The following is a 12,394-nucleotide window of genomic DNA, read 5'->3' as shown; positions in this document are numbered from 1 at the left end:
GGCCGTGGCGGTCAGCCCGCACCTCGACGACGCCGTGTTCTCCGTCGGCGGCACCCTCGCGCGGCTGGCGGAGGCGCCCGACGTCTCCGAGGTCACCGTGGTCACCTGCTTCACCGGCTCGGTCGACCCGGCGGTCGCGACCCCGTTCGCCCTGTCCACCCAGCTCGACAAGGGGCTGGCCGCGGACGTCGACTACATGGCGCTGCGGCGGGCCGAGGACCGCGGGGCCCTCGGCGTCCTGGGTGCCTCGCCGCGGCACCTGGGCCTGCTGGAGGCGCCGCACCGGGGCTACGACGACGCCGCGGCGCTCTTCGCCGGACGCCGGGGCGGGGACGTCGTGGGCCGGCCGCTCGTCGAGGCGCTGACGCCGGTGCTGGCGGGCGCGGACCTGGTGCTCGCCCCGCAGGCGCTCGGCGACCACGTCGACCACCAGTGGGTCTCGGCGGTGGTGGCGGCGCTCGTGGACCCCGACCGGTGTGCCTGGTGGCGGGACACGCCCTACGTGGTGCGCCGGCCGGACGCGCCGGCGATGGCGCACGTCGACGGGGCGGAGGTCGCCGTGGACGTCGCGGCGGAGCTCGGGCGCAAGACCGCGGCCGTGGCCTGCTACCTCACGCAGGTCCCGTTCCAGTTCGGATCGGCCGACGCCGCGGGCCCGGCCCTCGACGCGCTCGCGCACGCCGAGGGGGAGCGCACCGGGGCCGGGGGAGCGGTGGAGGTGGTCCGGGCCGGGGCCCGCGCGGCCGGACTGCTGCGGGTGGTGCTGCCGACGCCGGCCCGCTGACCGGCCCCGGCGGCGCGTGAAGACGCCGCGTGCAGCCTGCGCGGACGCGGGTACCCGCCGTCAGGAACGAGGGACCTAGGACGACGGATGGATGAAGCGGACACCCGGCGGGAGACCGCCGGTGCGCGAGGTGCGGGCCAGGACCGCGAGCAGGGTCTCGCGGAAGGCCTCGGCCGCGCGCGTGGGCGCGACGTCGGTGCGGTGCGCCAGCACGATCGTGCGGTGCGTCCAGCCGGTGCCGTCGAGCCGGGTGGTGTGCAGCCCGGTCCGGCCGGCGAGCACGAGGCTCGGCACGATCGCCACGCCGAGGCCCCGCTCCACCATCCGCAGCACCGCGTCCATCTCGCCACCCTCGACGGCGATGCGCGGCGTCACCCCCGCCGCCGCGCACGCCGACAGCACGGCCTCGCGCAGCTCGTAGCCGGGCCGGTTGAGCACCAGCGGGTGCCGGGCGATCTCGGCGATCCCGGCGTGGTCGCCCAGCACCTCGTCCAGCGGGGTGCTGCCCGCCGTCGCGGAGATCGCCACGAGCTCCTCGCGCAGCACCGGGGTCAGGCCCAGGGCGCTGCCCGTCCCCGTCGCCCCGATCCGGCCGCGCGGTGCGCCGGAGCCGGCCGGACCCGGCGTCGGGCGGTCGGGCTGGTGGATCACCAGGGCGAGGTCGAGCTGGCCGTCCTCCAGGTCGGCGACCAGGTCCTGCGAGCCGCCCTCGGAGATCTGCAGCGAGACCCCCGGGTAGGAGTCGTGGAAGACCGCGAGGACGTCGGCCACGACGCTCACGCACAGCGACGGCGTGGCCCCCAGCCGCAGGCGGCCGCGACGCAGGTTGGCGAGCTCGGCGATCTCCAGCCGGGCGGTCTCGACGTCGGCGACGATGCGCCGCGCGAGGGGCAGCAGGGTCTCGCCCGCCGATGTGAGTGTGACGTGATCCCTACCCCGCGTGAACAAGGTCTCACCGAGATCATCTTCCAGGGCCTGCACCTGTCGGCTCAGCGTGGGCTGCGCGATGCGCACATCCGCCGCTGCCTGCACGAACCGTCCCGTGTCCGCCACAGCGAGGAAGTAGATGAGCTGTTTGAGGGTCACCTCGATAGCTTAAGTACATCGCTGAACCGACTTGCATGCATTGGCCGTCGGCGTGTTCCCGGGCTTAGCGTGTCGCCGTGGTCCTGACCCAGCAGCGGAACATCGTCACGAGGACGTGGGGATCGTCGGTCGGCAAGAAGTTCGTCATGGCCGTGACGGGCGTGATCTTCTTGCTGTTCGTCATCGCTCACATGATCGGTAACCTGAAGATCTTCTTCGGGCAGGAGACGTTCGACGCGTACTCCGAACACCTGCGCACACTCGGCGCCGACATCTTCGGCTACTCGGGCGTGCTCTGGATCATCCGCGTCGTCCTGCTCGCGTCCGTCGCGCTGCACATGGCCGCGGCATTCAGCCTCTGGTACAAGGCGAAGCGCGCGCGCCCGGTCGGGTACCAGCACAAGGGACACCAGGGCAGCTACGCCGCCCGCACCATGCGGTGGGGCGGCGTGATCATCGCGCTGTTCGTGATCTGGCACATCCTCGACCTGACCACCGGCACGGTGAACCCGGACCCGGCGGGCGGCGCCTACGGCCGCCTGGTGGCGAGCTTCGACCGGCCGATCGTCGCGATCTTCTACATCCTCGCGATGGTCGCCCTGAGCTTCCACATCAGCCACGGTCTCTGGTCGGGCATCCAGACGTTGGGCGGCAACAGCGCCGTCAAGCAGCACGCGTTGAAGTCGTTCTCGATCGTCGTCGGCGTCGTCGTGGCCGTCGGGTTCGCGATCATCCCGGTGTCCGTCATGTTCGGTCTGGTGAGGTGAGGCATGTCAGAGCTGCAGCAGGAGCCCACGGCACTCCAGGGCGAGGGGCGCTGGTTGCTCGGTGACCCGATCGCCGACGAGCGCGCGCCCGACAGCCCCGTCGGTGACCGGTGGAGCGACCGCAAGTTCTCGGCGCGGCTGGTCAACCCGGCCAACCGCCGCAAGATGACGGCGATCATCGTCGGCACGGGCCTCGCGGGCGGTGCGGCCGCCGCGACGCTCGGCGAGGCCGGCTACCACGTGAAGTCGTTCTGCTTCCAGGACTCGCCGCGGCGCGCGCACTCCATCGCCGCGCAGGGCGGGATCAACGCCGCGAAGAACTACCGCAACGACGGCGACTCGATCCACCGGCTGTTCTACGACACCGTCAAGGGCGGCGACTTCCGGTCGCGGGAGTCGAACGTCCACCGGCTGGCCGAGGTCAGCCTCAACATCATCGACCAGTGCGTCGCGCAGGGCGTGCCGTTCGCCCGCGAGTACTCGGGTCTGCTCGACACCCGGTCGTTCGGTGGCACGCAGGTGTCGCGCACGTTCTACGCCCGGGGGCAGACGGGTCAGCAGCTGCTGCTCGGCGCGTACTCGGCCCTCGAGCGCCAGATCGCCGCGGGCACCGTCGAGATGCACCCGCGCACCGAGATGCTCGACCTGATCGTCGCCGACGGGCGTGCCCGCGGCATCGTCACGCGCAGCATCCTCACGGGCCGCATCGAGACCCACCTGGCCGACGTCGTCGTGCTCTGCACCGGCGGCTACGGCAACGTCTACTACCTGTCGACGAACGCCAAGGGCTCGAACGTCACCGCGGCCTGGCGGGCGCACAAGCGGGGCGCGCTGTTCGCGAACCCCTGCTACACGCAGATCCACCCGACCTGCATCCCGGTCTCCGGCGAGTACCAGTCGAAGCTGACCCTGATGTCGGAGTCGCTGCGCAACGACGGCCGCGTCTGGGTGCCGAAGGAGCGCGGCGACAGCCGCCCGCCGAACTCCATCCCCGAGGAGGAGCGGGACTACTACCTCGAGCGTCAGTACCCGGCGTTCGGGAACCTGGTCCCGCGCGACATCGCCTCGCGCGCCGCGAAGAACATGTGCGACGCCGAGCAGGGTGTCGGCCCCGGCGGCCTCGGCGTGTACCTCGACTTCAAGGACGCCATCGGGCGTCTCGGCCGCCACGCGGTCGAGGCCAAGTACGGCAACCTCTTCGAGATGTACCAGCGCATCACCGGGGACGACCCGTACGAGGTCCCGATGCGCATCTACCCGGCGATCCACTACACGATGGGCGGGCTGTGGGTCGACTACGACCTGCGCTCCACCATCCCGGGCCTGTTCGTGGGCGGCGAGGCCAACTTCTCCGACCACGGTGCGAACCGCCTCGGCGCCTCGGCGCTGATGCAGGGCCTCGCCGACGGGTACTTCGTGCTCCCGACGACGGTGCCGAACTACCTCGCGGACGGTCCCTTCGACCCGATCGACGAGAGCCACCCGGCCGTCGTCGAGGCCGTCGAGGCCACCAAGGGCCGCATCGACAAGCTGCTCTCGGCCAACGGGAACCGCACCGTCGACTCCTTCCACCGCGAGCTGGGCCAGCTGATCTGGGACCAGTGCGGCATGGCCCGCAGCAAGGAGGGCCTGGAGAAGGCCCTCGACCGCCTGCCGTCGCTGCGCGAGGAGTTCTGGCGCGACGTCAAGATCGTCGGCACGGGCGACGGGTTCAACCAGTCGCTGGAGAAGGCCGGCCGCGTCGCGGACTTCCTCGAGCTCGGCGAGCTCATGTGCACCGACGCCCTCCACCGCGAGGAGTCCTGCGGTGGGCACTTCCGCGTCGAGCACCAGACCGAGGACGGTGAGGCGCAGCGCGACGACGAGAACTTCGCGTACGTCGCGGCCTGGGAGTACGGCGCCGACAAGCCGGGCGGCAAGCCGATCCTGCACAAGGAGGACCTCGAGTTCTCCTACGTCCACCCGAGCCAGCGGAGCTACAAGTGAGAATCACGCTGCGCGTCTGGCGGCAGAAGAACGCCGACGCCAAGGGCAAGATGGCGAAGTACAAGCTCGACGACGTCGAGGAGGACATGTCCTTCCTCGAGATGCTCGACGTGCTGAACGAGAAGCTGATCCTCCAGGGCGAGGACCCGGTCTCGTTCGACCACGACTGCCGAGAGGGCATCTGCGGCTCGTGCGCCATGGTCATCAACGGGACCCCGCACGGCCCGCAGAAGAACACCACGACGTGCCAGCTGCACATGCGGCACTTCAAGGACGGCGACACGATCGACGTCGAGCCGTGGCGGGCCCGGGCCTTCCCGGTGATCAAGGACCTGGTGACCGACCGGTCGGCCTTCGACCAGATCATCCAGGCCGGCGGCTACGTCAGCGTCAACACCGGCTCGGCGCCCGAGGCGCACGCGACCCCGGTCGACAAGGTCTCGGCGGACGACGCGTTCGACGCCGCGACCTGCATCGGCTGCGGCGCCTGCGTCGCGGCGTGCCCGAACGGCAGCTCGATGCTGTTCACCTCGGCCAAGGTCACGCACCTCGGACTGCTGCCCCAGGGCCAGCCCGAGCGCCAGACCCGCGCGATCAACATGCTGGCGAAGCAGGACGAGCTCGACTTCGGTGGCTGCACCAACGTCGGCGCCTGCGCGGAGGTCTGCCCCAAGGGCATCCCGCTGGCGTCGATCTCGCAGCTCAACCACGATGTCCTCGGCGCCACCCTCGCGGGGGCGCGCGCGGACTAGCTCGACCCGCCCTGAACGAACGGCACTCTCGCGCACGGAGAAGTTGCGAGGGTGCCGTTCGTGCGTTCAGGCGCCGGCGCGGACGACCCGGGTGTCGCCCGCCGCGGCGCGGCCGCGGATGCGCACCGTTCCCGACGACGGGTCGTGGTGGCGGTCGGGTGTCACCGCCAGGTCGGACGAGGCCGTGCCCGCCGCGGAGCGGAGGTCGACCGAGGCGTCGACACCGGCGTGGACGCCCACGCGGACCGATCCAGCGCCCGTGGTGAGGTCGAGGTCGCCCGAGGAGGCGTCCCGGACGGTGATGTCACCGCTCCCGCAGCGCACCGCGAGGTCGGCGGTCACACGGCCGGCCGTCACCGATCCGCTGCCGGTGACGACCTCGACGCCGGCGTGTACCTCGTCGAGGACCACGTCGCCGGCGCCGCCGGTGACCTTCAGCGCGCCCTCGACCCGCCCCACGGTGACGTCCCCGGCCCCGCACTTGACCCGGGACCGAGCGGCGACGCGGGCGAGCGAGACCGTGCCGGTGGTGGCGACCTCGACGGGGCCGGGCACGCCGGCGACGTCCACCGGGGCCGCGCCCGCCCGCACCGTCACCGCGGACGACTCCGGGGCGTGCACGGTGACCGTCAGCGGGACGGTGCGCAGCGCGACCTCCCGGGGCGAGCGCACGTGCAGCGTGCCGTCGGAGAAGTCGACCGTGGTCTCCGCGACCGCGCGCGCGGCCCGCTCCTCGGGCGACTCGTCGCGGCGGACCCCGAGGCCCGCCACCGTGCTCAGGTCGAACCCGAAGCGGCGCTCGAGCCCGCCCGCGGCGTCGACCAGCCCGGCGAGGCCCTGCACCCACCCCGGAGCGCCCTCGCGGTCGGCGACGACCTCGACGGTCACCGCCGCCGCGGAGTCCAGCCGGACGTCCACGCGTCCGGCGTCGATCTCGACGACCAGCCCGGCCGGGCCCGTCGTCGGGAAGTCCTCCCGGCGGGTCCCCTCCGGCGCGCTCATCCGCGCACCCACCCGGAGACCCCCGAGCCGCCCTCGTCACGGCCGGGGCGGTCGTCGGGGGCGGGCGGCGTGGGCTTCTCGCGGGGCTCCTCCGTGGGCGTCGGCGGGGCCGGCGGCTCCTCGGAGCGCCGCTGCGGATCCCACGAGCCCTCCCACCGCCGCCGTGACCGGTCGCCCAGGTTGTCGCGCAGCGCGCCCTGGACGGCCTGCGAGATCCAGGAGTTCAGCGACATCCCCTGGGCCGCGGCGGCCTGCTCGGCCTGACCCTTGATCTGGTCGACCAGGCGCAGCGTCATGCGGGAGATGTCCCCCATGTCGGCGCCGCGGCCGGGCCCCGCGAACGGGCTCGACGACGGCCCGGCGAAGAAGCCGGACGGCTGCTCCGCCCCGGGGCCGGGGTCGCCGTCCCGGTCGACGACCACCTCCACCTCGCGGCCGCGCAGGCGCAGCGAGACGGAGCGGTCGTCGAGCTTCTCGGAGATCTCGGCGGTGAGGTCGGACAGCGCGGTCTGCAGGGCGAGGCGGACGGCGGGCTCGAGGGCGCCGGCCAGCGCGGTGCCGGCCCGGGCGGTCTGCTCGTCGCCCACGGAGGCCGCGGTGGCGAGGTCGTCCCGCAGCGCGGTGACGTAGGGCGTGAGGTCCATGCGCACCACAGTGACACCACCGCGACACCGCAGCAAGCAGTTCCGCTGTCGGAGGACACCACGCGTGGTGTCAGAAGTCCTGGGAGTCCGCGTGGTAGCGCTGGGAGCCCGAGGAGGCCGCCATGCGGCGGAGCGAGACACGGCGGGCGAGGCGGATCGCCGGTCGGATCATCAGTTGGGCACTGCCGACCACGAACAGCCACACCCCGACGTCCTTGGGTGCGATCTCCTCGAACCAGGAGAAGAAGAAGAACGAGCCGACGAAGAACTCGATCGCGATGAGGACGTCGTTGACGATGCTCGCCGTCTCGTAGCGATCGCGGATGGTGATCTCACGCCCTCCGAGGGAGAGCGTGATGTTCGGGTCGTTCGGATCGTCGGGCACCGGGGGCGTCGCCATGTGCGGGTAACGGCCGGTCGGGGGCGCCGGTTACCGTGGGTCCGTGGCCCAGACCGTGACGCCCCGGGTGCAGTTGATCGCCAAGACCGAGTTCATCCCGCCCGCCGACGTGCCGTGGGAGACCGACACCGACGGCGGCCAGGCGCTGGCGGAGTTCGCGGGGCGTGCCTGCTACCAGTCGTGGAGCAAGCCGAACCCGGCGACGGCCACGAACGCGGGCTACCTGCGGCACATCCTCGAGGTGGGCCACCTGTCGGTGCTCGAGCACGGGACGGTGAGCTTCTACCTCACCGGGATGTCGCGCAGCCTCACCCACGAGCTGATCCGCCACCGGCACTTCTCGTACTCCCAGCTCTCGCAGCGCTACGTGCCCGAGTCCGACGCCGCCATGGTCGAGCCTGCGGTGATCGCGGACGACCCCGAGCTGCACGCGCTGTTCGAGGAGGCCTCGGCCGCGGCCCTCGCGTCGTACGAGAAGCTGCTGGCGGGGCTCGAGGAGCGGTTCGCCGACGAGCCGAACCGCACGCTGCGCCGCAAGCAGGCCCGGCAGGCGGCCCGCGCGGTGCTGCCGAACGCCACGGAGACGCGGATCGTCGTCACCGGCAACTACCGCGCCTGGCGGCACTTCATCGCGATGCGGGCCTCGGAGCACGCGGACGTCGAGATCCGCGACCTCGCGATCCTGTGCCTCGAGGCGCTGCAGGCCGCGGTGCCGAACGTGTTCGCCGACTTCGTGATCAGCGAACTGCCCGGCGGGTCGCGCGTGGCGTCCAGCCCCTTCGTCGCCGAGGGGTAGACCGCCCCGCGGACCGGGTAGGGAACGCGCATGAGTGGAGCATCAGTCGCGGCCGCCGAGCGCAACGCCCTCGCCGACTCGCTGCTGCGCGAGGGCCCCGACGCGCCGACCCTGTGCGGGGACTGGACCACGCGTGACCTGCTCGCCCACCTGGTGATCCGCGAGCGCCGCCCCGACGCGGCGCCCGGCATCCTGATCAAGCCGCTGTCGTTCTGGACCCGGCGCGTGCAGAACCGGGCGGCCGCGCAGGACTACGGCACGAACATCGCGGCGATCCGCAGCGGGCCCCCGCTGTGGAGCCCGATGGCGCTGCCGTTCCTCGTCGGCGTCGACGTGCAGGAGTACTTCATCCACCACGAGGACGTCCGGCGCGCCCAGGAGGACTGGTCGCCGCGCCCCGCCGACGAGGCACGGGAGTGGATCCTGTGGTCCCAGCTCGGGCTGCTCGGGCGCCTGGCGTACCGGTCGAGCCCGGTCGGCGTCACGCTCCAGCGCCCGGACGGCGCGGAGCACGCGGCGAAGAGCGGACCCCGCACGGTGACCATCGTCGGTGAGCCCGGCGAGCTCCTGCTGTTCAGCGCCGGCCGCGAGCAGGCCGTGGTGTCGTTCTCCGGCGAGCCCGCCGACGTGGCCGCGGTGAAGGGCACCGACCGCGGCCTCTGACGTCGGGTCGCGCCGCGTGGCACCACGGACTCCGACGGCGCGGCGACCGGACCGAGGTCACGCACGGCGCGCCGGGGCGCGGTACGGTGGGTGTGGCATGAGCACGACCGTGGACCCCGGCCCGAGGCGGCCGACGAGGCGCGACGTCGCCCATCGCCCATCGAGACTTCCCGCGGCCGCCGAGCGGCCGCACCGCGGGCGGCTGCCCGCGCATCCGGCGTCGCCGACGACCGCCGGGAGCCGCCCCCTGACCAGGAGGAACCCATCTCCCACGTGAACCGCACCGGAGCTGCCCGGTGAGCCGATCGACCGCACAGCGTCGCCGCAACGGCGGCGGCCAGCAGCAACAGCAGCAGCAGGACCCGAAGCCGCAGGGCCAGCAGCAGGGCCAGCAGGGTCACCAGCACGACTGCGGCGGCACCGGGACCCCGACCCAGTCGGTCCCCGCGCCGGACGCCCTGCCGAAGCCCCTCGCCGCGGGCGCCCTGCGCGTCGTCGCGCTCGGGGGCGTCGGCGAGGTCGGCCGCAACATGACCGTCCTGGAGTACGGCGGTCGGCTGCTGATCGTCGACTGCGGCGTGCTCTTCCCCTCGGAGGACTCGCCCGGCGTCGACCTCATCCTGCCCGACTTCCGCGCCATCGAGGACCGCCTCGACGACGTCGACGCCCTCGTGCTCACCCACGGGCACGAGGACCACATCGGCGCGGTGCCCTTCCTGCTGCGCCAGAAGCCCGACCTGCTGATCGTCGGGTCGCGCTTCACCCTCGCGCTGGTCGCGGCGAAGTGTCGCGAGCACCGTCTGACGCCGCACCTGCTCGAGGTGCGGGAGGGCGAGCGCAGCCACTACGGGACGTTCGACTGCGAGTTCTTCGCCGTCAACCACTCGATCCCCGACGCGCTCGCCGTGGCCGTCCGCACCCCGGGCGGCACCGTGCTGCACACCGGGGACATCAAGCTCGACCAGCTGCCCCTCGACGGGCGGCTGACCGACCTCGCCGGCTTCTCCCGCCTCGGCGACGAGGGCGTGGACCTGCTGCTCGTGGACTCCACGAATGCTGAGGTCCCGGGCTTCGTCACCCCGGAGCGCGACATCGCCCCGGTGATCGACGACGTGTTCCGCAAGGCCCCCAGCCGGCTCATCGTCGCCTGCTTCGCGAGCCACGTGCACCGCGTCCAGCAGGTGCTCACCGCCGCGCAGGCCCACCGGCGCAAGGTGTGCTTCACCGGCCGCTCGATGGTGCGCAACATGGGGATCGCCGCGGACCTCGGGCTGCTCGACATCCCCGAGGGCCTGCTGGTGGACCTCGACGACGCGCTGGCGATGCCCGAGCGCGACGTGGTGCTCGTGTCGACCGGGTCGCAGGGCGAGCCGTTGTCGGCGCTCGGCCGGATGGCCCGCGGCGAGCACCGGCAGATCACGATCACCCCGGGCGACACGGTGGTCCTGCTGTCGTCGCTGATCCCGGGCAACGAGACCGCGGTGTTCGCCGTGATCAACGGCCTCACCCGGCTCGGCGCCGAGGTGATCCACTCCGGTGTCGCGAAGGTGCACGTCTCCGGCCACGCGAGCGCCGGTGAGCTGCTCTTCCTCTACAACGCGCTGCGTCCGCGCAACGTCATGCCGGTGCACGGCGAGTGGCGCCACCTGCGGGCGAACGCCGCGATCGCGCGACGGACGGGCGTGCCGGCCGAGCGGGTCGTCATCGCCGAGGACGGCGTGGTCGTCGACCTGGTGGAGAAGAAGGCCGCCATCGCGGGCCGTGTCGAGGTCGGGCACGTCTACGTCGACGGCAACCAGGTCGGCGACGTCGGCGAGACGACGCTCTCCGACCGGCTGGTGCTCGGCGAGGGCGGGTTCATCTCGATCACCGTCGCCGTCGAGGCCGCCACCGGGCGGGCCGTCGCGCCGCCGCGCATCTCGGGCCGCGGGTTCTCCGACGACCCGAAGGCGCTGGAGAACGTCGTCTCGCTGGTCGAGATGGAGCTCTCCCGCACCGAGGCCGAGGGCATCACCGACACCCACCGCATCGCCCAGGCCGTGCGCCGGGTGGTCGGCAAGTGGGTCGGCGAGACCTACCGCCGCCGCCCGATGATCGTGCCGACGGTGCTGCCCGTGTAGGTGCGCTGCGCGCCTGTGAGTACTCTTCCGTGCTCCCACACGGAGAAGTACTCACAGGCCGAAGGCACCCCGCACGAACGACGGCAGGTCCGGCAGCACCAGGTCGACCTGCTCCGGGCGGTACCAGGCGACGTGCAGGCTCACGGCGACCTGGCCCTCCGGCGGCTCGACGACGGGTCGCGCGGCCACGTAGGTGGTCGCGATCCCGTCGACGACGTCCCGCCCGAGCACCGCGCCCGCGCGGATGCGCACCCGCGTCTCCTCCAGGCAGCCCCGTTCGGCGGTCGCCCCGGCGGACTCGCGGGCCTCCGGGCGCCCGCCCGGCAGGACGGCGGGCGGGGTCTCGCCGGGCCGGTGCAGCAGCAGCACCCCGGGCCGGGCGAGCACCACCGCCAGGACGAGGTGGTTGGCCCGGCTCATGGGGGCCTTCCTACCGCCTCGACCGGCTACTCCACGACCCCGACGGCCCCGAGGATGCCCAACGGGAGGCGTCCGCCGGCGCCCCGGACCGGCCAGTCCGCCACGTCGGCGGTCGGCCCCAGGCTCGCGAACGCCTCGCCCACCTGCTCGGTGGTGCGCAGGGTCAGGCCCGCGAGCCCCCGGCTGTAGAGCGCGTCCAGGGTGGGCACGGTGTCCGGGTGCGTCGAGACGCCGTGCGTCGCGGCGAGGAGGCTGCCCGGGGCGAGCAGCTCCTGCCAGCCGGCGAGGACGGCCGCGATGTCGTCGTGGACGAACTGCAGCGCGCCGCAGACGAGCAGCGCGACGGGACGGGACAGGTCGAGGTGCCCGGCGATGCCCGGGGCCGCGGCGACGCAGGCGGGGGCACGCAGGTCGCCCCACGTGACGCTGACGCCGGGCAGGTCGGCGACCAGCTCCCGGGCGTGCGCGACGACGACGGGGTCGAGGTCGACGTAGGCCACCCGCGCGTCGGGGTCGAGCGTGTGGGCGACGCCGTGCACCGAGTGCACCGACGGGATGCCGCACCCCAGGTCGAGGAACTGGTCGATGCCCCGGGCGTGCGCCGTCCGCACGACGCGCCGGGCGAAGCCGCGCACCCCGCGGGCCTTCGTCTCCGCGAGCGGGTCGAGCCGCACGATCGCCGCCACGGTCTCCCGGTCGACCGCGAAGTTGGCGCTCCCGCCGAGCAGGGCGTCGACCGTGCGCGCGAAGTTGGGCAGCTCGAGGTCGGCCGCGGTGGCGGCGATCGTGTCGAGTTCGAGGCCCGCGTCGTGCGGGAGCCCCGCGACGGTCGCCGGGGGACCGGGCGGCGGCGGTGCGGGGTAGTACTCGACCTGCATGGTCACTCCTTCGGACGCGCTCTCTCACGATGTCGCGACGACACGTCGATCCGTGAGCCCACGATCGGGTGAAGTGCGCGTGCGTCGTACCCCACC

General features: G+C 73.0%; 13 protein-coding genes. 7 read left to right on the top strand and 6 right to left on the bottom strand.

The window, feature by feature from the left end; translation table 11 throughout:
• Positions 1 to 4 precede the first annotated feature (4 nt).
• The gene (locus tag BJ983_RS12470; protein ID WP_218890248.1) at positions 5 to 784 is read left to right on the top strand and encodes a PIG-L family deacetylase; all 780 of its coding nucleotides are present in this window, start codon (positions 5 to 7) and stop codon (positions 782 to 784) included.
• Between the two features lie 75 nt (positions 785 to 859).
• On the opposite strand, the gene BJ983_RS12465 is transcribed toward BJ983_RS12470, so the two are convergent.
• Entirely contained in the window at positions 860 to 1,870 is a 1,011-nt protein-coding gene (locus BJ983_RS12465; RefSeq protein WP_179794075.1) for a LysR substrate-binding domain-containing protein, read from the bottom strand.
• 77 nt (positions 1,871 to 1,947) lie between these two features.
• Between BJ983_RS12465 and BJ983_RS12460 the strand changes: the two genes are divergently transcribed.
• The 3 genes from BJ983_RS12460 to BJ983_RS12450 are packed head-to-tail and all read left to right on the top strand — an operon-like array spanning position 1,948 to position 5,375.
• Positions 1,948 to 2,637, top strand: coding sequence for a succinate dehydrogenase/fumarate reductase transmembrane subunit (locus BJ983_RS12460; RefSeq protein ID WP_179794074.1), 690 nt, complete (start codon positions 1,948 to 1,950; stop codon positions 2,635 to 2,637).
• Between the two features lie 3 nt (positions 2,638 to 2,640).
• The gene (locus BJ983_RS12455; RefSeq protein WP_179794073.1) at positions 2,641 to 4,623 is read left to right on the top strand and encodes a fumarate reductase/succinate dehydrogenase flavoprotein subunit; all 1,983 of its coding nucleotides are present in this window, start codon (positions 2,641 to 2,643) and stop codon (positions 4,621 to 4,623) included.
• Positions 4,620 to 5,375 (top strand): succinate dehydrogenase/fumarate reductase iron-sulfur subunit, encoded by a 756-nt coding sequence (locus BJ983_RS12450; RefSeq protein ID WP_179794072.1) that lies wholly within the window; start codon positions 4,620 to 4,622, stop codon positions 5,373 to 5,375. Before BJ983_RS12455 ends, BJ983_RS12450 begins: the two co-directional genes overlap by 4 nt.
• A 66-nt stretch (positions 5,376 to 5,441) precedes the next feature.
• Here the strand turns inward: BJ983_RS12450 and BJ983_RS12445 are convergent, their stop codons facing one another.
• From BJ983_RS12445 to BJ983_RS12435, 3 genes are all read right to left on the bottom strand, one after another.
• Complete coding sequence (locus BJ983_RS12445; protein WP_179794071.1) at positions 5,442 to 6,377, bottom strand: DUF4097 family beta strand repeat-containing protein; 936 nt, start codon at positions 6,375 to 6,377, stop codon at positions 5,442 to 5,444.
• A complete protein-coding gene (locus BJ983_RS12440; RefSeq protein ID WP_179794070.1) occupies positions 6,374 to 7,021 on the bottom strand; it encodes a toxin-antitoxin system HicB family antitoxin in 648 nt (215 codons plus the stop codon). The genes BJ983_RS12445 and BJ983_RS12440 overlap by 4 nt, the downstream gene beginning before the upstream one ends.
• Positions 7,022 to 7,091: 70 nt before the next feature.
• Complete coding sequence (locus BJ983_RS12435; RefSeq protein WP_343054075.1) at positions 7,092 to 7,406, bottom strand: YrhK family protein; 315 nt, start codon at positions 7,404 to 7,406, stop codon at positions 7,092 to 7,094.
• A gap of 58 nt (positions 7,407 to 7,464) precedes the next feature.
• On the opposite strand from BJ983_RS12435, the gene thyX reads away from it, so the two are divergent.
• From thyX to BJ983_RS12420, 3 genes are all read left to right on the top strand, one after another.
• Entirely contained in the window at positions 7,465 to 8,217 is a 753-nt protein-coding gene (thyX, locus tag BJ983_RS12430) for an FAD-dependent thymidylate synthase (protein ID WP_179794068.1), read from the top strand.
• Between the two features lie 30 nt (positions 8,218 to 8,247).
• Positions 8,248 to 8,880, top strand: a complete 633-nt coding sequence (locus BJ983_RS12425) for a TIGR03085 family metal-binding protein (protein ID WP_179794067.1) — start codon at positions 8,248 to 8,250, stop codon at positions 8,878 to 8,880.
• 458 nt (positions 8,881 to 9,338) lie between these two features.
• Positions 9,339 to 11,000, top strand: coding sequence for a ribonuclease J (locus tag BJ983_RS12420; RefSeq protein WP_179797741.1), 1,662 nt, complete (start codon positions 9,339 to 9,341; stop codon positions 10,998 to 11,000).
• A 51-nt stretch (positions 11,001 to 11,051) separates the two neighbouring features.
• Here BJ983_RS12420 and BJ983_RS12415 read toward each other — a convergent pair whose 3' ends face one another.
• Both BJ983_RS12415 and BJ983_RS12410 read right to left on the bottom strand, forming a co-directional pair.
• Positions 11,052 to 11,420 carry an NUDIX hydrolase gene (locus BJ983_RS12415; RefSeq protein WP_179794066.1) on the bottom strand — a complete coding sequence of 123 codons (369 nt, stop codon included), beginning with the start codon at positions 11,418 to 11,420 and terminating at the stop codon, positions 11,052 to 11,054.
• Between the two features lie 26 nt (positions 11,421 to 11,446).
• A complete protein-coding gene (locus BJ983_RS12410) occupies positions 11,447 to 12,298 on the bottom strand; it encodes an SAM-dependent methyltransferase (RefSeq protein ID WP_179794065.1) in 852 nt (283 codons plus the stop codon).
• Positions 12,299 to 12,394 lie beyond the last annotated feature (96 nt).

It is taken from the genome of Actinomycetospora corticicola, from assembly GCF_013409505.1.
Lineage (GTDB): Bacteria > Actinomycetota > Actinomycetes > Mycobacteriales > Pseudonocardiaceae > Actinomycetospora > Actinomycetospora corticicola.
Note: the sequence above shows the minus strand (reverse complement) of the source record. Positions and strands in the feature narration are given on the sequence as shown.

Excerpts from the sequence above, each read along its gene's own strand:
- BJ983_RS12455 (WP_179794073.1), top strand. The coding sequence starts at position 2,641 with ATGTCAGAGCTGCAGCAGGAGCCCACGGCACTCCAGGGCGAGGGGCGC.
- BJ983_RS12440 (WP_179794070.1), bottom strand. The coding sequence starts at position 7,021 with ATGGACCTCACGCCCTACGTCACCGCGCTGCGGGACGACCTCGCCACC.
- BJ983_RS12410 (WP_179794065.1), bottom strand. The coding sequence starts at position 12,298 with ATGCAGGTCGAGTACTACCCCGCACCGCCGCCGCCCGGTCCCCCGGCG.
- BJ983_RS12415 (WP_179794066.1), bottom strand. The coding sequence starts at position 11,420 with ATGAGCCGGGCCAACCACCTCGTCCTGGCGGTGGTGCTCGCCCGGCCC.
- BJ983_RS12445 (WP_179794071.1), bottom strand. The coding sequence starts at position 6,377 with ATGAGCGCGCCGGAGGGGACCCGCCGGGAGGACTTCCCGACGACGGGC.
- BJ983_RS12425 (WP_179794067.1), top strand. The coding sequence starts at position 8,248 with ATGAGTGGAGCATCAGTCGCGGCCGCCGAGCGCAACGCCCTCGCCGAC.